This window comes from Mycobacterium sp. NGS49 (assembly GCF_059812565.1).
Genome location: NZ_JCALCX010000017.1, coordinates 85,488 through 104,864, shown reverse-complemented (window position 1 = coordinate 104,864; position 19,377 = coordinate 85,488). Strand labels below are relative to the sequence as shown.

Annotated in this window: 23 protein-coding genes and 1 pseudogene; 11 read left to right on the top strand and 13 right to left on the bottom strand. The window is 67.3% G+C overall.

The genetic code is table 11. From position 1 onward, the window contains the following. Nucleotide 1: 1 nt before the first annotated feature. Nucleotides 2–850, bottom strand: a complete 849-nt coding sequence (locus tag AC5Y7D_RS19140) for an SDR family oxidoreductase (RefSeq protein WP_499926705.1) — start codon at nucleotides 848–850, stop codon at nucleotides 2–4. A 255-nt stretch (nucleotides 851–1,105) separates the two neighbouring features. Here AC5Y7D_RS19140 and AC5Y7D_RS19135 point away from each other — a divergent pair, with 255 nt between their 5' ends. Both AC5Y7D_RS19135 and rsrA read left to right on the top strand, forming a co-directional pair. Beyond that, entirely contained in the window at nucleotides 1,106–1,753 is a 648-nt protein-coding gene (locus AC5Y7D_RS19135) for a sigma-70 family RNA polymerase sigma factor (RefSeq protein WP_499926775.1), read from the top strand. Further along, nucleotides 1,750–2,049 carry a mycothiol system anti-sigma-R factor gene (gene rsrA, locus AC5Y7D_RS19130; protein WP_499926703.1) on the top strand — a complete coding sequence of 100 codons (300 nt, stop codon included), beginning with the start codon at nucleotides 1,750–1,752 and terminating at the stop codon, nucleotides 2,047–2,049. The genes AC5Y7D_RS19135 and rsrA overlap by 4 nt, the downstream gene beginning before the upstream one ends. A gap of 3 nt (nucleotides 2,050–2,052) precedes the next feature. On the opposite strand, the gene AC5Y7D_RS19125 is transcribed toward rsrA, so the two are convergent. Further along, nucleotides 2,053–2,127, bottom strand: coding sequence for a 50S ribosomal protein bL37 (locus tag AC5Y7D_RS19125; protein WP_011728008.1), 75 nt, complete (start codon nucleotides 2,125–2,127; stop codon nucleotides 2,053–2,055). Between the two features lie 173 nt (nucleotides 2,128–2,300). Here AC5Y7D_RS19125 and AC5Y7D_RS19120 point away from each other — a divergent pair, with 173 nt between their 5' ends. Continuing rightward, complete coding sequence (locus AC5Y7D_RS19120) at nucleotides 2,301–2,516, top strand: biotin/lipoyl-binding carrier protein (RefSeq protein WP_205876787.1); 216 nt, start codon at nucleotides 2,301–2,303, stop codon at nucleotides 2,514–2,516. 23 nt (nucleotides 2,517–2,539) lie between these two features. Continuing rightward, nucleotides 2,540–4,042: a sensor histidine kinase gene (locus AC5Y7D_RS19115; RefSeq protein ID WP_499926701.1), complete on the top strand. Its 1,503-nt coding sequence runs from the start codon at nucleotides 2,540–2,542 to the stop codon at nucleotides 4,040–4,042. 56 nt (nucleotides 4,043–4,098) lie between these two features. Here AC5Y7D_RS19115 and whiB1 read toward each other — a convergent pair whose 3' ends face one another. Beyond that, entirely contained in the window at nucleotides 4,099–4,353 is a 255-nt protein-coding gene (gene whiB1, locus AC5Y7D_RS19110) for a transcriptional regulator WhiB1 (RefSeq protein WP_036353357.1), read from the bottom strand. Nucleotides 4,354–4,633: 280 nt separating this feature from the next. Further along, nucleotides 4,634–5,596 carry a diacylglycerol/lipid kinase family protein gene (locus AC5Y7D_RS19105; RefSeq protein WP_499926699.1) on the bottom strand — a complete coding sequence of 321 codons (963 nt, stop codon included), beginning with the start codon at nucleotides 5,594–5,596 and terminating at the stop codon, nucleotides 4,634–4,636. A 122-nt stretch (nucleotides 5,597–5,718) separates the two neighbouring features. On the opposite strand from AC5Y7D_RS19105, the gene AC5Y7D_RS19100 reads away from it, so the two are divergent. After that, entirely contained in the window at nucleotides 5,719–6,150 is a 432-nt protein-coding gene (locus AC5Y7D_RS19100; RefSeq protein WP_499926697.1) for a hypothetical protein, read from the top strand. Here the strand turns inward: AC5Y7D_RS19100 and AC5Y7D_RS19095 are convergent. The 3 genes and pseudogenes from AC5Y7D_RS19095 to AC5Y7D_RS19085 form a co-directional block, all read right to left on the bottom strand. Next, nucleotides 6,102–6,584 carry a GNAT family N-acetyltransferase gene (locus AC5Y7D_RS19095; protein ID WP_499926695.1) on the bottom strand — a complete coding sequence of 161 codons (483 nt, stop codon included), beginning with the start codon at nucleotides 6,582–6,584 and terminating at the stop codon, nucleotides 6,102–6,104. The two genes, AC5Y7D_RS19100 and AC5Y7D_RS19095, sit on opposite strands and share 49 nt — an antisense overlap. Beyond that, a complete protein-coding gene (locus AC5Y7D_RS19090; protein ID WP_499926693.1) occupies nucleotides 6,581–7,678 on the bottom strand; it encodes an isochorismate synthase in 1,098 nt (365 codons plus the stop codon). The genes AC5Y7D_RS19095 and AC5Y7D_RS19090 overlap by 4 nt, the downstream gene beginning before the upstream one ends. Then, nucleotides 7,675–8,297, bottom strand: a pseudogene (locus AC5Y7D_RS19085) (acid phosphatase). Before AC5Y7D_RS19085 ends, AC5Y7D_RS19090 begins: the two are co-directional and overlap by 4 nt. An 86-nt stretch (nucleotides 8,298–8,383) precedes the next feature. Between AC5Y7D_RS19085 and AC5Y7D_RS19080 the strand changes: the two are divergent. Beyond that, complete coding sequence (locus AC5Y7D_RS19080; RefSeq protein WP_499926691.1) at nucleotides 8,384–9,184, top strand: ParA family protein; 801 nt, start codon at nucleotides 8,384–8,386, stop codon at nucleotides 9,182–9,184. 14 nt (nucleotides 9,185–9,198) lie between these two features. Here AC5Y7D_RS19080 and AC5Y7D_RS19075 read toward each other — a convergent pair whose 3' ends face one another. Together AC5Y7D_RS19075 and AC5Y7D_RS19070 are read right to left on the bottom strand one after the other, a co-directional pair. Beyond that, a complete protein-coding gene (locus AC5Y7D_RS19075) occupies nucleotides 9,199–10,422 on the bottom strand; it encodes an Rv3212 family protein (protein ID WP_499926690.1) in 1,224 nt (407 codons plus the stop codon). Nucleotides 10,423–10,438: 16 nt separating this feature from the next. Then, nucleotides 10,439–11,959, bottom strand: a complete 1,521-nt coding sequence (locus AC5Y7D_RS19070) for a DEAD/DEAH box helicase (protein ID WP_499926688.1) — start codon at nucleotides 11,957–11,959, stop codon at nucleotides 10,439–10,441. A 254-nt stretch (nucleotides 11,960–12,213) separates the two neighbouring features. Between AC5Y7D_RS19070 and AC5Y7D_RS19065 the strand changes: the two genes are divergently transcribed. Beyond that, entirely contained in the window at nucleotides 12,214–12,918 is a 705-nt protein-coding gene (locus tag AC5Y7D_RS19065) for a ferritin-like fold-containing protein (protein WP_499926686.1), read from the top strand. Here the strand turns inward: AC5Y7D_RS19065 and AC5Y7D_RS19060 are convergent. After that, on the bottom strand, nucleotides 12,915–13,700 hold the full coding sequence (locus tag AC5Y7D_RS19060) for an MmpS family transport accessory protein (protein ID WP_499926772.1): 786 nt from the start codon (nucleotides 13,698–13,700) through the stop codon (nucleotides 12,915–12,917). The genes AC5Y7D_RS19065 and AC5Y7D_RS19060 overlap by 4 nt on opposite strands. Before the next feature lie 170 nt (nucleotides 13,701–13,870). On the opposite strand from AC5Y7D_RS19060, the gene AC5Y7D_RS19055 reads away from it, so the two are divergent. Beyond that, entirely contained in the window at nucleotides 13,871–14,125 is a 255-nt protein-coding gene (locus AC5Y7D_RS19055; RefSeq protein ID WP_499926684.1) for a DUF3107 domain-containing protein, read from the top strand. On the opposite strand, the gene fasR is transcribed toward AC5Y7D_RS19055, so the two are convergent. Next, the gene (gene fasR / locus AC5Y7D_RS19050) at nucleotides 14,122–14,808 is read right to left on the bottom strand and encodes an HTH-type transcriptional activator FasR (protein WP_499926682.1); all 687 of its coding nucleotides are present in this window, start codon (nucleotides 14,806–14,808) and stop codon (nucleotides 14,122–14,124) included. The genes AC5Y7D_RS19055 and fasR overlap by 4 nt on opposite strands. A 182-nt stretch (nucleotides 14,809–14,990) precedes the next feature. Here fasR and AC5Y7D_RS19045 point away from each other — a divergent pair, with 182 nt between their 5' ends. From AC5Y7D_RS19045 to AC5Y7D_RS19035, 3 genes are all read left to right on the top strand, one after another. Next, nucleotides 14,991–16,025 (top strand): DUF3152 domain-containing protein, encoded by a 1,035-nt coding sequence (locus tag AC5Y7D_RS19045; RefSeq protein ID WP_499926680.1) that lies wholly within the window; start codon nucleotides 14,991–14,993, stop codon nucleotides 16,023–16,025. A gap of 43 nt (nucleotides 16,026–16,068) precedes the next feature. Continuing rightward, nucleotides 16,069–17,247 carry an adenylyltransferase/sulfurtransferase MoeZ gene (gene moeZ / locus AC5Y7D_RS19040; RefSeq protein WP_499926678.1) on the top strand — a complete coding sequence of 393 codons (1,179 nt, stop codon included), beginning with the start codon at nucleotides 16,069–16,071 and terminating at the stop codon, nucleotides 17,245–17,247. Between the two features lie 227 nt (nucleotides 17,248–17,474). Continuing rightward, nucleotides 17,475–18,329, top strand: a complete 855-nt coding sequence (locus AC5Y7D_RS19035; protein ID WP_499926676.1) for a TIGR02569 family protein — start codon at nucleotides 17,475–17,477, stop codon at nucleotides 18,327–18,329. Here AC5Y7D_RS19035 and AC5Y7D_RS19030 read toward each other — a convergent pair. Both AC5Y7D_RS19030 and AC5Y7D_RS19025 read right to left on the bottom strand, forming a co-directional pair. After that, entirely contained in the window at nucleotides 18,326–18,628 is a 303-nt protein-coding gene (locus AC5Y7D_RS19030; protein ID WP_499926674.1) for an MGMT family protein, read from the bottom strand. The two genes, AC5Y7D_RS19035 and AC5Y7D_RS19030, sit on opposite strands and share 4 nt — an antisense overlap. Before the next feature lie 2 nt (nucleotides 18,629–18,630). Next, the gene (locus AC5Y7D_RS19025) at nucleotides 18,631–19,365 is read right to left on the bottom strand and encodes an alpha/beta fold hydrolase (RefSeq protein WP_499926771.1); all 735 of its coding nucleotides are present in this window, start codon (nucleotides 19,363–19,365) and stop codon (nucleotides 18,631–18,633) included. Nucleotides 19,366–19,377 lie beyond the last annotated feature (12 nt).

Sequence of the window (19,377 nt, the reverse complement as noted above, 5' to 3'; positions counted from 1 at the left end):
GTCAGGGCTGGACGTACCCCGGCGGGTTGACGCCGTCCACCCAGAAGTCGACGCCGAGCTTCCCGCCGGGTACGCAGTCATAGACCGACAGGTCGGTGACGCCGGACTCCAGCAGGACGTCCTCGCACAGCGCCATGTTGCCGGTGTATTCCCGCGACGGCTTGTTCAGTATGACGTAGGCGGCGTCGGAGTACACCTCGGGCTTGCGGGCCCGCGCCATCGCCTCGTCGCCGCCGAGCAGGTTCTGCACCGCGGCGGTGGCAACCAGGGTGCGCGGCCACAGGGTGTTCGACGCGATGCCCTCTTCGCGCATCTCCTCCGCAATACCCAAGGCGCACAACGTCATACCGAACTTGGCCATCATGTACGCAGTCGGCTTCAGCCACTCCTTGCCCAGCAGCACCGGGGGCGACAGCGTCAGGATGTGCGGGTTCTCCCGGCCCTTGAGATGCGGGATGCAGGCCTGTGACACGGCGTAGGTGCCGCGCACCTGGATGCCGTTCATCAGGTCGAAGCGCTTCATCGGCACATCGAGGATCGATCCCAGGTTGATGGCCGAGGCGTTGTTGACGCAGATGTCGATGCCGCCGAACTGCTCGACGGTCTTGGCAACGGCGGACTCGACCGACTCGGGGTCCCGGACGTCACCGACGATCGGCAGGGCCTGGCCGCCCGCTTCCTCCAACTCCTTGGCGGCGGTGTACACGGTGCCGGGCAGCTTCGGGTGCGGCTCGGCGGTCTTGGCGATCAGGGCGATGTTGGCGCCGTCTTGAGCGGCACGTTTGGCGATCGCCAGGCCGATACCGCGGCTGGCGCCGGAGATGAACATGGTCTTGCCGTTAAGGGACATGGCCGTCACATTAACGCCATGTTCCATCGGCCCCGACCGCGGGATCGGGGCCCGGAAATAGCTCACCCGAAATTGCCGTTGTGAGAGGCGGTGACTGCACGGCCCGGGGGTGGCCTTTAGATTGAAGGAGGGAGTTCGGTGTCAACTGCGACGAGCCTGTTGGGTGCGGAGCGGTTGGATCGCTTCCTTGCGATTCCGGCGGCGTCGATTGCGCGCTCCGGTGACGCCGCAATCGAAGGGACCGTGTTAATCAAGATGGCCGACATCGACGGCATGGCCGTACCCGAGGTTGAGCCGCCCGGGCACGCCGAAACCGACGCGGAGCTGACCGCTCGCTTCGAGCGCGACGCGATTCCGCTGCTCGACCAGCTCTACGGCGGCGCGCTGCGCATGACCCGTAACCCTGCCGACGCCGAGGACCTGTTGCAGGAGACGATGGTGAAGGCGTACGCGGGCTTCCGTTCGTTCCGCGCGGGCACCAACTTGAAGGCGTGGCTCTACCGAATCCTGACCAACACCTACATCAACAGCTACCGCAAGAAGCAGCGGCAGCCGTCGGAGTATCCGACCGAGGAGATCACCGACTGGCAGCTGGCGGCCAATGCCGAGCACACCTCCACCGGATTGCGGTCGGCCGAGGTCGAGGCGCTGGAGGCGCTGCCGGATACCGAGATCAAAGAGGCGCTGCAGGCGCTGCCGGAAGAATTCCGGATGGCCGTTTACTACGCGGACGTCGAAGGTTTTCCGTATAAAGAGATCGCCGAGATCATGGGGACGCCGATCGGCACCGTGATGTCCCGGCTGCACAGAGGCCGACGTCAGCTGCGAGAGCTGCTGGCCGACGTGGCCAAGGAACGTGGTTTCAACCGCGGTGAGCAGGCACACGAGGAGGTGTCGTCATGAGTGAGTCCTGCGGCCGGCCCAGCGAACACGACGACCACGGTGCCTTCGGTTGTGCCGAAGTGATTGCCGAGGTGTGGACGCTGCTCGATGGTGAATGCACCCCGGAGAAGAAGGAAAGCCTGCGCCGCCATCTCGAGGCTTGTCCCGGCTGTTTCCAGCACTACGGCATCGAGGAGCGGATCAAGGCGTTGATCGCCACCAAATGCAGTGGTGAGAAGGCGCCCGACAGCCTGCGGGAGCGTCTGCGGCTGGAGATCCGGCGGACCACCATCGTCCGCGGAGAATTTCAGTCCTGAGAATTAAGCGTTGGGTCGCTTGCCGTGGTTGGCCTTGCTGTGCTTCCGGTCACGCTTCTTGCGGCCACGCTTGGCCATATCGAACCCCGTTCCGTCTGAAATCGCCGATGCTGGGCGGCTCAGGAGCCGCCGGATTGCGGTCCAGTGTCTCATGCGACCGGCGACGCGCCTTCATCAGCCCGCGCGCCGCCACCCCGGGCGGCCTTATGGTTCGATATACGCAGAATCGGGCCGATACGAGTGGGGTGATGATGTCCGAGGAGGTTCGCGCCGAGATCGTGGCCAGCGTGCTCGAAGTCGTGGTCAACGAAGGCGACCAAATCGGCCAGGGCGACGTCGTGGTGCTGCTGGAATCCATGAAGATGGAGATTCCGGTTCTGGCCGAGGTCGCCGGAACCATCAGCCAGGTCAGTGTGGCCGTCGGGGACGTCATTCAGGCCGGCGACCTCATCGCCGTGATCAGCTAGCCCGTTAGGCGTCCCCTACCTGCATGTCGACTCTCGGTAATCTGCTCGCCGAGCACACCGTGCTGCCCGGCAACGCCGTCGACCACCTGCATGCGGTGGTGGGGGAGTGGCAGCTGCTGGCCGACCTGTCGTTCGCCGACTATCTGATGTGGGTGCGCCGCGACGACGGGATGCTGGTGTGCGTGGCCCAGTGCCGGCCCAACACCGCGCCTACGGTCCTGCAGACCGACGCGGTAGGCAGCGTCGTCTCGGCCGACCGGCTGCCGCTGGTAGCCGACACCTTCACCTGCAGCGTCGCGATCCAGGAAAGTGAAGCCTACGAACAACATTCGTGGCAGCTGCCGGGCCCCAACATCGCGGCGTCCCCGGTCCGCTATGGCGGGCAGGTGGTGTCGGTGCTCACCCAGCATCAGACGGAGCTGGCCGCGCAGCGCATGTCGGGCCACCTGGAAACCGCATACCGCGAGTGTGCCGTCGATCTGCTGCACATGATCGCCGAGGGCACCTTCCCCGACGTCGGCGACGTCGCCATGTCGCGCTCGACCCCGCGCGCCGGTGACGGATTCATCCGGCTCGACGTCGAGGGGGTCGTCGCCTACGCCAGCCCCAATGCGTTGTCGGCCTACCACCGGATGGGGCTGACGAGTGAATTGGAGGGCCACAACCTCATCAAGGTCACCCGGCCGCTCATCTCCGACCCGTTCGAGGCGCAGGAGGTGGCTGAACACGTGCTCAACCTGCTGGCGGGTGGGTCGAGCATGCGCATGGAGGTGGACGCCGGCGGAGCCACCGTGCTGCTGCGGACGCTGCCGTTGGTGGTCCACGGGGAGAACGTCGGTGCCGCGATACTCATCCGCGACGTCACAGAGGTGAAGCGGCGGGACCGCGCGCTGATTTCCAAGGACGCCACCATCCGCGAGATTCACCACCGGGTGAAGAACAACCTGCAGACCGTGGCGGCGTTGCTGCGGCTACAGGCCCGCCGGACCGTCAACGCCGAGGGGCGCGAGGCCCTGATCGAGTCGGTGCGCCGGGTGTCGTCGATCGCGCTGGTCCACGACGCGCTGTCGATGTCGGTGGACGAGCAGGTCAATCTGGACGAGGTGATCGACCGGATCCTGCCGATCATGAACGACGTCGCTTCGGTGGACCGGCCAATCCGGATCAACCGGGTCGGCGACCTGGGTGTGCTGGATTCCGACCGTGCGACGGCCCTGATCATGGTGATCACCGAACTGGTGCAGAACGCGATCGAGCACGCGTTCGATCCGTCGGCCGCCGGCGGGTCGGTGACCATCCGCGCGGAGCGCTCGGCGCGCTGGCTGGACGTGGTTGTACACGACGACGGGCGTGGTCTGCCAGACGGGTTCAGCTTGGAGAAGTCGGACAGCCTGGGGCTGCAGATCGTGCGGACGCTGGTGTCCGCGGAGCTCGACGGGACGTTGGGGATGCGGGAAGGCGCCGATCGCGGCACCGATGTGGTGCTGCGGGTTCCGATCGGCCGAATGGGCAGGCTACTGGTATGAGTGCACAGCAATACGGCCCCGAATTGATCGGGGCCGTAAAGCTGCTTGCTGAGTTGTCAGACTCCGCTGCGGGCCTTCGTCCGGGCGTTGCGACGCTTGAGTGCGCGCCGCTCGTCTTCGCTCATCCCGCCCCAGACGCCCGAGTCCTGGCCAGTATTCAGAGCCCATCCGAGACACTCTGTGGTCACCGGACACCGATTACAGACCAGTTTCGCGTCAGCGATCTGCGCGAGTGCCGGGCCGCTGTTCCCCACCGGGAAGAACAGCTCCGGATCCTCGTCACGGCAGACCGCCCTGTGGCGCCAATCCATTAGTTGCTACTCCTCACTAAGTGCGCAGCAATGCGCACGGGCATTTTCTTCTTGGCTGTTGAGCGTGCGCAAGAAAGGTTTCCGTACCTCTGCATATTTCTGCATGCAACCTTTTGATCGTTTCACAGGCTCAACAGATGTCAATAGTGTTACGCGGGCCCGTGGGGTATCTCACTTCATCGAACTCTTACACAAGCCCTTACTCCGTTGTACTACACTACCGGGCAAATTTCGCCCCACAGTTTTGTCGCGGAGTTGTCACATCTTCGATTTGTGCAGGTCAGGGCCTATTCGGCGGCGGTGCTACCACCGCTAAGGCGCCTGGGACGGAGCGAAACGTCATTGACTCGCGCAGCCCAAGGTACTCGCCGTCGTACTGGCATGCGGCCGGATTGGCCATCGCGGTGACGCGCACCTCGCTCACGTCGTCGTCACGGATGAGCTGCTTGGCGTTCAGCTTGGGCCGCTTGGCGAGCAGCTGACGCAGCAGTCGCACGGTCGGAATGAGCTTCATGCTGGTGAGCGCGAACAGCCCCAGCCCGGACTCGAAGCTACAACCGGGGTTGGTGACCATCGGCCGGTCGTCGCTGTAGGTCCATGGGCTGGTGTTGGAGACCCAGACGAAGTGCACCCCGGAAACCGGCGGGTGATCGGGCCTTTCCAGGATGAGGTTCGGTTCGCGGCGACTGAACCTCACCGACACGGGGGTCGCCACTCGCCAGTAGCGCATCGGCGTGATCTTGTGGCCCTTCCGCCGCTCCTCCTCGACCGCCCGGACCACCTCCGCGTCCACCCCCATGCCGGCGTTGACCAGCGCGTATATCTCGCCGCAGTCGATCAGACTGATGCGGCGCCACTGGTGGTTCAGTTCGTAGGAGTCCAGCAGCGTGATGAGCTGGTTGGTCGCCCCGGACGCGTCGCGCGGTATTCCCAGCGCCCTGGCCAGCACGTTCGCCGAACCACCGGGGATGATGCCCAGCGCCGGAACCGGTCCTGCCGGGGCGGCGCCCGGCCGGCCGAGCATGCCATTGACCACCTGGTTGACGGTTCCGTCCCCGCCGTGGACGACGATCAGGTCAAACCCCTCGGCGACGGCCTTGCGGCCGAGCTCTTCGGCGTGACCGGAATACATGGTGGGTTCGATGGTGAGATCAAGGCGGCTTTGGAGTGCGTGCGCCACCAGTTCGCGGTTGCTCGGCGTGATGGTGGTGGCAATCGGATTCACGATCAACATGGCACGCATGATGCTTGAGCTTATGCGGGCGTCTTCGCGTCGAGATTGCCGCCACGGTCGCGATGCCGCGTTCCGACACAGCCCTCAGCGCGATCTCGGGACGGCCGGCACCGCCTGACTACGCTGGCGCTGTGACCGCTCGCGCCCCGTCCACCGTCCGTCGTGCCGGCTTCATCGTCGCAGCCCAGGGAGCCGCGGGGCTGGTGGTATCGGTGATCCTGGTGGTCCGTAGCCTGGCGGGAGCCGACCAGCACGTCGTCAACGGATTGGGCACGGCGGCCTGGTTCGCGGTGATCGGGGCCGGGGTGCTCGCGGGTGGCCTCGCCCTGGTCAAGGGCAGGCGCTGGGGCCGTGGACTGGCGGTCTTCACGCAGCTACTGCTGCTGCCGGTGGCCTGGTATCTGGCGGTCGGCTCACACCGGCCGGAGTTCGGCACCCCCGTTGCGCTGGTGGCGCTGATCACGCTGGGCCTGCTGTTCAGTGGCTCGGCGGTGCGGTGGGCGGCCGGACGCGATCAGCCGGGCCCGGCCAGCGCGGCCAGCTCCGCGCCGGACACCCGGTAGGTGGTCCACTGCGACTGCGGTCGCCCGCCCACGCCGTCGTAGAGAGCGATCGCGTCGGTGTTCCAGTTGAGCACCGCCCACGACAGGCGGCTGTAGCCGTTGCGCACACATTCCTGGGCGAGTGCCGCCAGCAACCCGCGGGCCAGGCCGCGGCGGCGAAAAGGCGGCCGCACGTAGAGGTCCTCCAGGTAGATTCCGGCCACCCCGTCCCAGGTCGAGAAGTTCAGGAACCACAGCGCCATCGCGGCGATCCGGCCGTCACATTCGGCGACGTGTCCGTGCACGGTCGGCGAATCGCCGAAAAGTGCTGCGGCCATTTGTTTTTCGGTGACAGAGCACTCGTCGGCGGCCCGCTCGAACTCGGCGAGTTCATGAATCATGGCGGTGATGTCGGCGATGTCGTCCCGGGTGGCGCGGCGAATGGTTTCGGTCACTGCTGCACTCCCAGCGCATTCAGCATCGTCGCGAATTTCGTTGTGGTTTCCGCGACTTCGTCATCAGGATCGGATTCGGCAACGATGCCGCCGCCGGCGCGGGCGAGCGCCGTCCGGCGGTCGGCCGACAACTCGGCGCACCGGATCGACACTACCCAGTAGCCGTCACCGCGCGCATCGCACCAGCCCACGGCGCCGGCGTAGAAGCCGCGGTCACCCTCCAAGTCGGCGATCAGGGCGATCGCCTGCTCGGTCGGCACCCCGCCGACCGCCGGCGTCGGGTGCAGCACCAGCGCCAGATCGATTGCGCTCGTTGCTTTATCGCGCAGGCGGCCGACGATCGGGGTGCACAGGTGCCACACCGCCGCGGTGCGGCTCAGCTGCGGTTCGGGCGCGATCGTCAGCTCGTCGCACAGTGGTTCCAGCGCCGCACGCATGGAGTCGATCACGAGTCGATGCTCATGGCGGTTCTTGTCCGACCCGGCCAGCGCGGCACCATTGGCGGCGTCGATGTCGGGGTCGGCCGAACGGGGCGCCGAGCCGGCGAACGGCCTGCACATGACCTGTTCACCGGATCGCGCGACGAGCAATTCCGGGCTGGCGCCCACCAGCGCCGTTCCCGCGTGGTCGGTGCCGGCAGCGCTCAGGTCGGTCAGGAAGCCGTAGGCGGTCGGGTCGGCGTCGACCAACCGTCGCAGCACCATTCGTCCGTCCAGCGGGCCGTCGGCGGACAACCGCAACGCGCGCGCCAAAACCACCTTGCGTAACGGATTGTCCGGTGCGGCGAGTTGACCACGGGCCCTCCGCACGCGGTCACCATGCTCGCCGGCGGGCGGGACGGCGGCGTCGATGCGTACCCGCGGCAGCGGGCCGGTCGGCCAGTCGGGCAGGGCATCGACGTGCCGGACGGTTTCCGGGGTCAGCAGCGCGGCTGGTCGGCTCACGTCGAAGGGCAACGCGCCCAACACTATTGGGGCCTCACCTGAACGCAGGGCGGCCAGCGCCGACGGGATGTCGGGGTAGCTGTCGCGGGCCCGGGCGGCGAGCAGGGTCCCCCGCGGCCCGCTGAGGGCAAAAGCCGGTTCAGCGTTCACGCCGCTGCGATCGGCCGGGGATGCAGCTCAATCCGAGTTGGCCGAGCTGCCGGATGCCGTGCTCGAACCCGCAGATCGCGATGGTCGCGGTGGGCATCCCGAAGCGGCTGCCCTCAGTCAGCCCGAACTGCGCCCACCGGGTGATCACCGCACGGGAGAAGTGGCCGTGGCTGACGAAGAGCACGTCGCGCGACTCCATATTCTCCAATGCCATGGCTATGGCCCGGTCGGCGCGCTCGCTGACCTGTCTGACACTTTCCCCGCCGGGACATCCGTGCGTCCACACCAGCCAGTCGGGATCCGATTCGCGGATTTGCGGGGTGGTAAGGCCCTCGTAGTCGCCGTAATCCCATTCCGCGATCAGCGGCGTGACCTGGTCGATGATGAGTCCGGCCAAGTCGGCGGTCACCAGGCTTCGGCGTCGCGGGCTGCAGATCACGAAGGGATGGTCGAGGTCGAGCTCTCCGAGCACCACCCCGGCGTACTCGGCCTGCTCGCGGCCCGCCTCGGTCAACTCGATGTCGGTGCGGCCGGTATGCCGTCCCGTTTTCGACCACTCGGTCTCCCCGTGGCGCAGCAGTAGCAGCCGGTGCCCGGACGAAGGATGGTGTACGCCCATGCCCGCGATTCTGCCCGAGACACGCCAGAGCCCTGCCGGGAGCGCCACCCGAACCGCGCGGCGAGTTACGTGTCAGGATGGGCTTTGTGACTGACATGCGCGTACTGGCGGTGGCCAACCAGAAGGGCGGTGTGGCCAAGACGACGACGGTCGCTTCGCTCGGTGCGGCGATGGTCGACGAAGGACGACGGGTGCTGCTGGTGGACCTCGACCCCCAAGGGTGCCTGACTTTCTCGCTGGGCCAGGATCCCGACAAGCTACCCGTCTCGGTACACGAGGTGCTGCTCGGTGATGTCGAACCGAGTGCTGCCCTGGTGTCGACGTCCGAGGGAATGACGTTGCTGCCGGCCAACATCGACCTCGCGGGCGCGGAGGCGATGTTGCTGATGCGGGCCGGGCGCGAGTACGCGCTCAAGCGGGCGCTGGCCAAGCTGGCCGACGATTTCGACGTGGTGATCATCGACTGCCCGCCTTCGCTGGGGGTGCTGACCCTCAACGGCCTCACCGCCGCGGACGAGGTGATCGTGCCGTTGCAGTGCGAGACGCTGGCCCATCGGGGTGTGGGTCAGTTCTTGCGGACGGTCGCTGACGTGCAGCAGATCACCAATCCGAATCTGCGGTTGCTGGGCGCCCTGCCGACGCTCTACGACTCCCGCACCACGCATACCCGTGACGTGCTGCTCGACGTCGCCGACCGCTACGAGCTGCCCGTCCTGGCACCGCCGATCCCGCGTACCGTGCGATTCGCCGAGGCCAGTGCGTCGGGCTCGTCGGTGCTCGCCGGTCGCAAGAACAAGGGGGCGGTTGCCTACCGTGACCTGGCCAAGGCGCTGCTCAAGCACTGGAAGACGGGCAAGGCGCTGCCCACGTTCGCGGTGGAGTACTAGCTCGCGCGGGTAATTCAGCCGAGCGCAACCACGGTGTCGCCGCGCTGCTCGATCACCCGCGAACCGGAGATCGCCGGTATCACCGGTGTACTGCTCGGCTGCCGCTGCACCGGGATGTAGCGGTCGGCCTCGCCGTTGACCGGGTCGTACACCCCGATCGCGCCGGTGACCGGAACCAGCAGCTGACCGGCCATCATGACGCCCGGCCCCAGCGGCGCAGCGGTCTCACCGGCTGCGATCGTGTAGCGCGCCGTCAGAGTGCTCGCGTCGAAAACCAGCAGCGCGTCCCCGGTCCACCAGGTGATGAGGTTTCCGCTCTGGGAGACCACCGCCGACGCCGACGGCGGCGCGGCCAGTAGGGTGCTCGACACCGTGGTACCGGTTTCGTCGACCACGTCAACGCGCGGCTGTGTGCCCGGCCCGCCCGGCAGGTAGACCGCGGTGCGGTTCTGCGAGACCGCCAGCACGCGGGCACCGGTCTCCGGACGCACCCCGGACTCCTGCACCACTTGCTGCTGGGGCTCGTCGTCCTCTTTGCCGGGGCGTAACAGCACCAGCTTCAGGTCGGCCTGGTTCGCGCACGCCTCGAGCACCGCCACCGCCGATGAGCTGGCTGCGGCCGACTCCAGGCGGCAGCCGGAATGCAGACCCCGGTTGACCGGCTTCACCCGGGCATCCGTTTCGCCGTAGAACATCATCCGGACCATGTCCGAACGCCACATCTCCAGGCGGGTTTCACCGGCCGACAACACGGTGGTCCCGTCGGAGGACAGCCGCACCTTCGGATCGGCGTAGCTGCTGCGGGCCGGGCCGCGGCGCCCGGTGGATCCGTCGATGGTGCTGACCTGCCCGCAGCCCCGGTCGTCTTGGTAGACCGCGACGGCGTAGTGGTACACCCAGGTCAGCCCGCACAGGTCGGTGTCGCGGGAGTAGCTCCACTGCGTCTGGCCCGTCTCCGGGTCGCGACCTTGCACCTCGCGCCCGTCGCCCGTCGCCACCGTGCCGGCCACCACCACCGGCACCCGGGTGCCCGGGCTGGGGGCGGTCCAGAGCTGACGCAGGGTCGCGGGGACCGCCCGAGCCTGGGTGGGGGTGGGTGCGGCTTTTGCGGCGGGCCGGCTGATCGTGGCCCGGGCGTCGCTGGTCCACCAGATGAGCGACGCGGCGACCGCGACGACGACCGCGATTGCTGCGGCGGCCGCTATGTCGGTCTTGGTGCGGCGCTCCGGTCGGACCACGTAAGTGAATACGCCGTCAGTTGGCTACCGCGGCGGCATCCGCCGGCTTGCGACGACGCCGCCGACGCCGAGTGGTGCCGGCCGGTGCGCCGGTGCCGGCGGCGCTTGGCGCGGCGTTCTCGTCGGCCGCCTCGGCGGTGGCAGCGGTGTTGTTCTCGGGATGTCCGGTGGCGGGTTTCCCGCCCCGGGTGCGCTTGCGCCGGTCGGGGCGGCGAGCCGGCCGTTCTGAACCGCCGCTGGTCGCCTCCCGACGCGTGACGGGCGCCTTGGGTGGTGTGCCGACGGTGCCGCCGACCTCGGTCGGGATGGACAACTCGGAGTACAGGTGCGGCGAGTTGGAGTAGGTCTCCGAGGGATCGGGAGAGTCCAGGCCCAGCGCCTTGTCGATCATGGCCCAGCGTTCCAGCTCGTCCCAGTCGACCAGCGTTACCGCGACGCCGGTGCGGCCGGCGCGGCCGGTGCGCCCGATGCGGTGGACGTACATCTTCTCGTCCTCGGGGCATTGATAGTTGATTACGTGGGTGACGTCGTCGATGTCGATGCCGCGCGCTGCCACGTCGGTGGCGACCAGCACGTTGATCTCGCCGGAGCGGAACGCCTTGAGTGCCTTCTCGCGCGCCACCTGGCCGAGGTCGCCGTGCACCGCGCCGACCGCGAAACCGCGTTCCTGCAGCTCGTCGGCGACCTTCTGGGCGGTGCGCTTGGTGCGGGTGAAAACCATCGTCGCGCCGCGGTCCTGGGCCTGCAGGATCCGGCTGACCAGTTCGACCTTGTCCAGCGCGTGGGCGCGGTAGACGAACTGCTCGGTGGTGTCGTGGACGGCCAGCGAGTGCGGTGCCTCGGCCCGGATGTGCGTGGGCTGGACCATGAAGGTGCGGGCCAGGGTGATGATCGGGTCCGGCATGGTCGCCGAGAACAGCATCGACTGCCGGTCGGCCGGGATCTGGCGCAGGATGCGTTCGATGTCGGGGAGGAAACCGAGGTCCAGCATCTCGTCGGCTTCGTCGAGCACCAGCACCGACAACCCGCCTAGCTGCAGGTGGCCCTGTTGGCACAGGTCGAGCAGCCGGCCCGGGGTGCCCACCACGACGTCGGCGCCCTTACGCAGCGCTTCGACCTGCGGCTCGTAGGGACGACCGCCGTAGATGGCGATGACCGACAACGGCCGCTGCCCGCCGTCCTCGTCGCCGGCTTTCAGGTACTTGGCTGCGGAGGCCAGGTCACTGGTGACCTGCAGGCACAACTCACGGGTGGGGACCACGATCAGGGCCCGCGGTGCGCCGGTCAGCGGGCGTGTCGCGGTCTCGGAGGTGATGCGCTGCAGCAGCGGCACGCCGAATCCGAACGTCTTGCCCATGCCGGTGCGGGCCTGGCCGATGACGTCTTCGCCGGCGAGCGCGAGCGGGAGGGTGAGTTCCTGGATAGCGAACGGCGTCTCGATGCCCTTTTCGGCCAGTGCGCTGACGATTTCGTCGCGGACTCCGAGACTGGCAAATCCCTTGAGGGGTAGTTCAGTGGCGCTTTTGAGTGCGGTCATACGCGGGAGGTGAGCCTTTCGGTGACAGTAATCGAGGTTGAGTCGGTACTTCTTCTGTGTCGCGGTTCGCGCGCACCGTTTTCCGACTCCGATTACGTCGCCGAGGCCCGCTGCCAGGGCGGGGCGGGCCATTTGCGTGCACGCACATTTCTTTAGGCAGCAGCAGCACAGATTCAGCCACTGCCTACGTCGATGATACCTGGTCGTCCAGCAGGTACCGATCTCCTGTTGAACCTGCCGACTAAAGTGTCACCATGCCTTCGCCCTCCTCCGCCGACTTCAACGACGAGGCGGTCGATTCGCCCAGGCCACAGCTGCCGGCGGATCATCCAGGCGTCACCGAATTGTTCGCGCTGCTCGCATACGGCGAGGTCGCTGCGTTCTACCGGTTGACCGAAGAGGCGCGGATGGCTCCCAATCTGCGCGGCCGTATCTCGATGGCCGGCATTGCCGCCGCCGAGATGGGGCATTACGAACTGCTGCGCGACGCCCTGGAGCAGCGCGGTGTCGATGTGGTGGCGGCGATGTCGAAGTATGTCTCGGCTCTGGAGAACTACCACCGGCTGACCACCCCGAGCACCTGGCTGGAAGCGTTGGTGAAGACCTATGTCGGCGACGCGCTGGCGGCCGATCTCTATCTGGAGATCGCCGACAGGCTGCCCGACGAGGTGGCCGACGTGGTTCGTGCCGCGTTAGCCGAGACGGGGCACTCCCAGTTCGTCGTCGCCGAGGTGCGGGCGGCGGTGACGTCGAGCGGCAAGCAGCGCAGCCGGTTGGCGTTGTGGTCGCGTCGTCTGCTCGGCGAGGCGATCACCCAGGCGCAGTTCCTGCTGGCCGACCACGACGAACTGGTCGACCTGGTGGTCGCCGGGACGGGCGGTCTGGGCCAGCTGGGTGCCTTCTTCGATCGCCTGCAGCACACGCACGACAGCCGGATGCGTGAGCTGGGTCTGGGCTAGCGAGTGCAGGTCGCCAGCGCGGAGTTGTTGGTCGACGCCTTTACCAGCTGACCCTGCGCGTTGACGATCGAGCAGTTCAGCTGGCCGTAGATGCTGGTCGCGATCACCGACTCGGTCTGCACCCCCGGATTGAGCACGACGACCTTCGTCCACGGCAATGCGACGTTGAATTCGGTCACCGGAAAGCCCCGGGCGTCGGTATAGGCGATGTTGACCAGGTCGAACAGCGCTTTGCTGCCGGTCACGCTGTAGATGACGGTGCGTGGGTTGAGCGCGGCACCTGGGGGAGCGGCCGTCGGCGCCGGCGCCGTGGGCAACAGGGTGGGCGCTGTCGCCGTCTTGGTCGGCGCAGCGCCCGGGGTCAGGGTTGTCACCGTCTCCGGCGGCAGGGCGCCGCTGGAGGCCGGCGGGGCACTCGGGGTGGGTGCCATGCTGGGGGGCGCGCTGCTACGGGTCGTCGTCGTCGCGGTGCGCGGGACGGGAACCCCGACGGTGGCCTTGGTGGTGGCGCTGTCGCCGCTGTTGATGATCACCGCGGTAGCGACGGCGCCGATCGCCATCACCGCACCGACGAACAACGCAACCGGACGCCAACGGTGGTCGGCAGGCCACGCCCATTCTTCGGATTCCTCGTCGGGCTCGTCCCAGCTGTCGGTCTCGGGTTCGTCGTCGAAGTCGTCCGGGTACGCGTCTGCGCAGGCTTTATCGCCCGGGAACTCCTCGAGGTCTCGGACGAAGTCGTAGAGGGTGTCGCGGATGTTACTGATGGTGCTGATGTTAATGAAGCCGTCTGCCCGGAGCGGGGCGCGGCCGGTGCTTACATCGAATCGTGATGGGTTTGTTCACTTACCGCGAACTCCCGGTATGGGGGCGGGGCGCTGTGCCCGTCCGGCCCGTCCACTAGCCTGCTGCTGAGACGCCTGCGACGACAAAGCCAACGGAAGGGGCCCCCGTGGAGGTCAAGATCGGTATCACGGACAGTCCGCGCGAGCTGGTGTTCTCCAGTGCGCAGACGCCCGATGAGGTCGAGGAACTCGTCGGTGCGGCACTCCGCGACGACGCGGGTCTGTTGGGCCTGAACGACGAACGCGGCCGCCGCTTCCTGATCAACCCCGCCAAGATCGCCTATGTGGAGATCGGGGTGGCCGACGCCCGCCGGGTGGGTTTCGGAGTCGGCGCGGAGGCGCTCTCCAAAGCCAAGGGCTAAGAGCGGGCGAGGGGCACGTGCGACAAGCCGCCCCAGGCGAATTGCACGGTGCCTTCAACGGCGTCGGACTTCGAGATCGGACGGTCGGAGTCCAGCCAGTACCGCGCACAGTCCACGCTCATGCCGACCAGTCCCACCGCGATCATCCGGGCGCGATGCGGGTCCAGGCCCGAGTCTTCGGCGATGAGCGCGAAGATCGCATCGATGCACGACTCGGTGGCCGCCCGCACCTGCGCGGCGACCTCGGGCTCGGTGACGTAGTCGTTCTCGAAGATCAGCCGGTAGCCCTGGCTGTCGTGCTCGATGAAGTCGAAGAAGGCCTGAACGGCCGAGTGCAACCGGCGCCGGTTGTCGGTGGTCCGGCCCAGGGCCTGCTGGACCCCGCAGACCAGGTTCTCCACATGCCGGTTCAGGACCGCCAGATAGAGTTCCAGCTTGCTCGAAAAATGTTGGTACAAAACCGGTTTGCTCACTCCTGCGCGGTCGGCGATCTCATCCATTCCGGCCGCGTGGTACCCGCTCTCCACAAAGACGTCGCTGGCGACCACCAGCAGTTGGCCGCGCCGCTCGTCCCGGGGCAACCTGTTACCCCGTCGGTTGGAGACCGGAGCGCCTTCAATCGGCCGAACCCCATCGGCCGACCTGACGGCACGTCGCTGCACCGTCCTGGTTAGATCGCTCATCGGTCCTCAATCTGATCGCTTTGGTGCGACCATCTCGTCATCCCCCGCGGCCGCACATGTGTCTGCAATGACCTTACTACCTGCGGGCTACCTGGGGTGTTAGGTCGATGTGAAGCGGGCCGGCGGTTTTTTTCGGGCGCGCCAGGGCTGGTTGCCAGGAGTAGCTGTGCCATTCTGGGAAAATGACGTCCCAGTGGCCGCCCCGCGGTACCGGTCGCACGCCCGTGCTGCGTGACGACTCGCGTGAGCCGCTGCGCGCCCAGCGTGACCCCCTCGGCCAGAGCGCCGGGCGGGTTCGCTCGGACCGGGACCGGCCGCGCCAATGGCGCAAGCAAACGTGGCTCGGCAGGTTTGTGTCCACCTACGGCTGGCGGGCGTATGCGCTTCCGTTGCTCACGGTGCTCACCGTGATCGTCGCCTATCAGACCGTGACCGGGACCAGCACGCCGAAGCCGGCGGCCCGCTCGATCCACAAGGAGCCGCCGACCATCGGCGCGGTGGGCACGTCGATCATCGACACGCCGCCGCGGGGCCTGGTCGCCTTCGACGCGAGCCTGCCGGCCGGGACGCTGCCCGACGGCGGGCCGTTCAGCGAAGCGGGCGACAAGACCTACCGCGTCGTCCCGGGGACGACCTCGCAAATAGGTCAGGGCACGGCCAAGGTGTTCCGCTACTCCATCGAGATCGAGAACGGGCTGGACCCGAACATGTATGGCGGCGACAACGCGTTTGCGCAGATGGTCGACATGACGCTGGCCAATCCCAAGGGCTGGACGCACAATCCGCAGTTCGCCTTCATCCGGGTCGACGCAGCCAGCGGGGGTAAACCCGACTTCCGCATCTCGCTGGTGTCGCCGGTGTCGGTACGGGAGGGATGCGGCTATGAGTTCCGGCTCGAGACGTCCTGCTACAACCCGGCATTCGGGCCCGATCGACAGGCGCGGGTCTTCATCAACGAGGCGCGCTGGATCCGCGGGGCCGTTCCGTTCGAGGGTGACATCGGTTCCTACCGGCAGTATGTGATCAACCACGAAGTGGGCCACGCCATCGGGTATGTGAAACACGAACCGTGTGATCAGCAGGGAGCTTTGGCGCCGGTGATGATGCAGCAGACGTTTTCCACGGCCAACGACGACGGGGCCAAGTTCGACCCCGACCAGGTGAAGGCGGACGGCAAGACGTGCCGGTTCAATCCCTGGCCCTATCCCATCGCCTGATTGTCGGCCTTCGCCGGCGTGCTGATCGCCTAACCTCACTGATGTGACGTCACCGTTGCCACCGCTTGTAGAGCCCGCCGCCACGCTGAGCCGTGCGGAGGTCGCCCGCTACAGTCGCCACCTGATCATCCCGGACCTCGGCGTCGACGGGCAGAAGCGGCTGAAGAACGCCCGCGTGCTGGTGATCGGCGCCGGCGGCCTGGGATCTCCGACTTTGCTGTATCTGGCGGCAGCGGGTGTAGGCACCATCGGGATCGTCGACTTCGACGTCGTCGACGAGTCCAACCTGCAGCGCCAGATCATCCACGGCACGGCTGATGTCGGACGCGCCAAGGCACAGTCGGCGCGCGACTCGATCGTCACGATCAATCCGTTGATCGAGGTCAGGCTGCACGAGTTCAGGCTTGCGGTCGACAACGCGGTCGAACTGTTCAACCAGTACGACCTGATCCTGGACGGCACCGACAACTTCGCCACCCGGTACCTGGTCAACGATGCCGCGGTGCTGGCGGGCAAGCCGTACGTGTGGGGTTCCATCTACCGCTTCGAGGGCCAGGCCTCGGTGTTCTGGGAAGACGCCCCCGACGGGCTGGGGCTCAACTACCGGGATCTCTACCCGGAGCCGCCGCCGCCGGGCATGGTGCCGTCCTGCGCCGAAGGTGGCGTGCTCGGGATCATCTGCGCCTCGATCGCGTCGGTGATGGCCACCGAAGCGATCAAGCTGATCGCCGGGATCGGGGAGACCCTGCTCGGCCGGTTGCTGATCTACGACGCGCTGGAGATGAGCTACCGCACCATCAGAATCCGCAAGGACCCGTCGACGCCGAAGATCACCGAACTCATTGACTACGAACAGTTCTGCGGCGTGGTCTCCGAGAACGCCGCCGCCGCGGCGAGCGGTTCCACCATCACGCCGGCAGAACTGCGCGCCATGATGGATGCCGGCAAGAAGCTGGCGCTGATCGATGTGCGCGAGCAGGTGGAGTGGGACATTGTGCACATCGATGGCGCCCAATTGGTGCCGAAGGGGCTGATCATGTCCGGTGAAGGCCTGGCGCTGCTGCCGCAGGACCGCACCGCGGTGCTGTACTGCAAGAGCGGGGTGCGCTCTGCGGAGGCGTTGGCCGCGTTGAAGCAGGCCGGTTTCTCCGACGCCCTCCACTTGCAGGGCGGCATTCTGGCTTGGGCCAAACAGATGCAGCCCGACATGGTCGTGTACTGACCAAGTCGTGTACTGACTAAGACGCGCTTCGTCGCCCGCTGTTCGCCCATTGTCGGTCTCCTCAGCGCGCCCGTTCCGGACGCGCTTCGTCGCCCGCTGCTCGCCCATTGTCGGTCTCCTCAGCGCGCCCGTTCCGGACGCGCTTCGTCGCCCGCTGTTCGCCCATTGTCGGTCTCCTCAGCGCGCCCGTTCCGGACGCGCTTCGTCGCCCGACTAGGCTGACGGCTGTGACTGTCGAGCCGCCGCCCGAGCATGTTCTAGCGGCCTTCGGTCTGACCGGTGTCCAGCCGGCGCCACTGGGAGCCGCCTGGGAAGGCGGCTGGCGATGCGGCGAAGTCGTGCTGTCGATGGTGGCCGACAACGCCCGCGCCACCTGGTCGGCCCGGGTCCGTGAGACCTTGTTCGTCGACGGGGTGCGGCTGGCCCGGCCGGTCCGTTCCACCGACGGCCGCTACGTGGTGTCGGGATGGCGCGCCGACACATTCGTCGCCGGCACCCCTGAGGCGCGCCATGACGAGGTGGTCTCGGCCGCGGTGCGGCTGCACGAGGCCACCGGCAAGTTGGAGCGCCCCCGATTCCTCACCCAGGGGCCCACCGCGCCGTGGGCAGACGTCGACATATTCATCGCCGCGGATCGTGCCGCCTGGGAGGAGCGGCCGCTGCAGTCGGTCCCGCCCGGCGCGCGGACGGCCCCGCCGTCGGCCGATGCCCAGCGATCCGTGGAGTTGCTCGAACAACTCGCGACGCTGCGCAAGCCGACCCGCAGCCCCAATCAACTGGTGCACGGGGACCTTTACGGCACAGTGCTTTTCGCCGGCACTGCGCCCCCGGGGATCACCGACATCACCCCGTACTGGCGGCCCGCATCGTGGGCGGCCGGGGTGGTGGTCGTCGATGCGCTGTCATGGGGTGAGGCCGACGACGGTCTGATCGAACGATGGAGCGCGTTGCCGGAATGGTCACAAATGTTGTTGCGCGCATTGATGTTTCGTCTTGCGGTGCATGCGCTTCACCCGCGGTCGACCGCTGAGGCCTTCCCGGGCCTGGCTCGTACCGCGGCCATGGTCCGGATGATTCTCTAGTCCCCGAACTCGTGGCGGAGCGCGTGCAGCGCGATCCGCCCGTCGACAGACAGCACCCCTTCTGCGCGCAACAGCTCGAGCTGTCGGGTGCTCAGATGCGCGGCTGGCCGCCCGGAGGCGGTGATCACCCGATGCCAGGGCAGATCCGCGGAATCGGTGCGCATGATCCAGCCTACGATCCGGGCACTGGAAAGCTCTGCCGCAGCAGCGATGTCACCGTAGGTGGCCACTCTGCCGGGCGGGATGGCCGCGACCAGCGACCGCACCCGCTCGATCTGTTCGTCGGTCACCGCTGCCATGGTCAGCGGGGGTCGATCCGCTTGCGGACCAGTGCGGCCACGTCGTCGGGCCTGGCGTGCGGCACCATGTGATCGCATTCGTAATCCAGCAGCTCGAAATCGTCTCCCAGCCGCTCGCGCAGTCCGGCGATCAACCCGTCACCGACATACTGCGGCGAGGTCCACATCGCCCGCACCAGCGTCGTCGGCACCCGGGCCGCCGGCAGCACGGTCTCGCGCGCCAACTCACTCCAGTAGGACATCATCGCCGGCAGGCTGATCCGCCAGCCGTATCGCCCGTTGGGCAGGTGCACGAGGTGCTCCTCGACATCGGCGTCGAGCACGGCCGGATCCACATCCGCCCACACCCCGCCGCCCTTCTCCTGACGGGCCTCGGCGCGGTCGGTGTAGTCGGGCGAGGCGAACATCGCCTCGGCGATCTCGGCCATCCACCTACCGTCCAGGCCGATCGCGGGATCGAGCAACAACAACGACGCCACCAGGTCAGGCCGGGCCGCCGCCAGATGCAATGCCAGCGCGCCGCCGAACGAGTGCCCCACCACCAGCGCAGGCCGCTCTGCTGCTGCCTCGAGGACGGCGGCGAGCGCGGTGACGTTGGCGTCGATGGTCCAGGGTGCCGCCCACGTCGAGCGGCCGTGCCCGATCAGATCGGGTGCGGCGACCGCGATTTCGGGCACGTAGTCCGCAAAGTGCCGCCAGCGGCGCCCGTGGCCGGTCAATCCGTGCAACGCCAACATCTGGATCGGGCC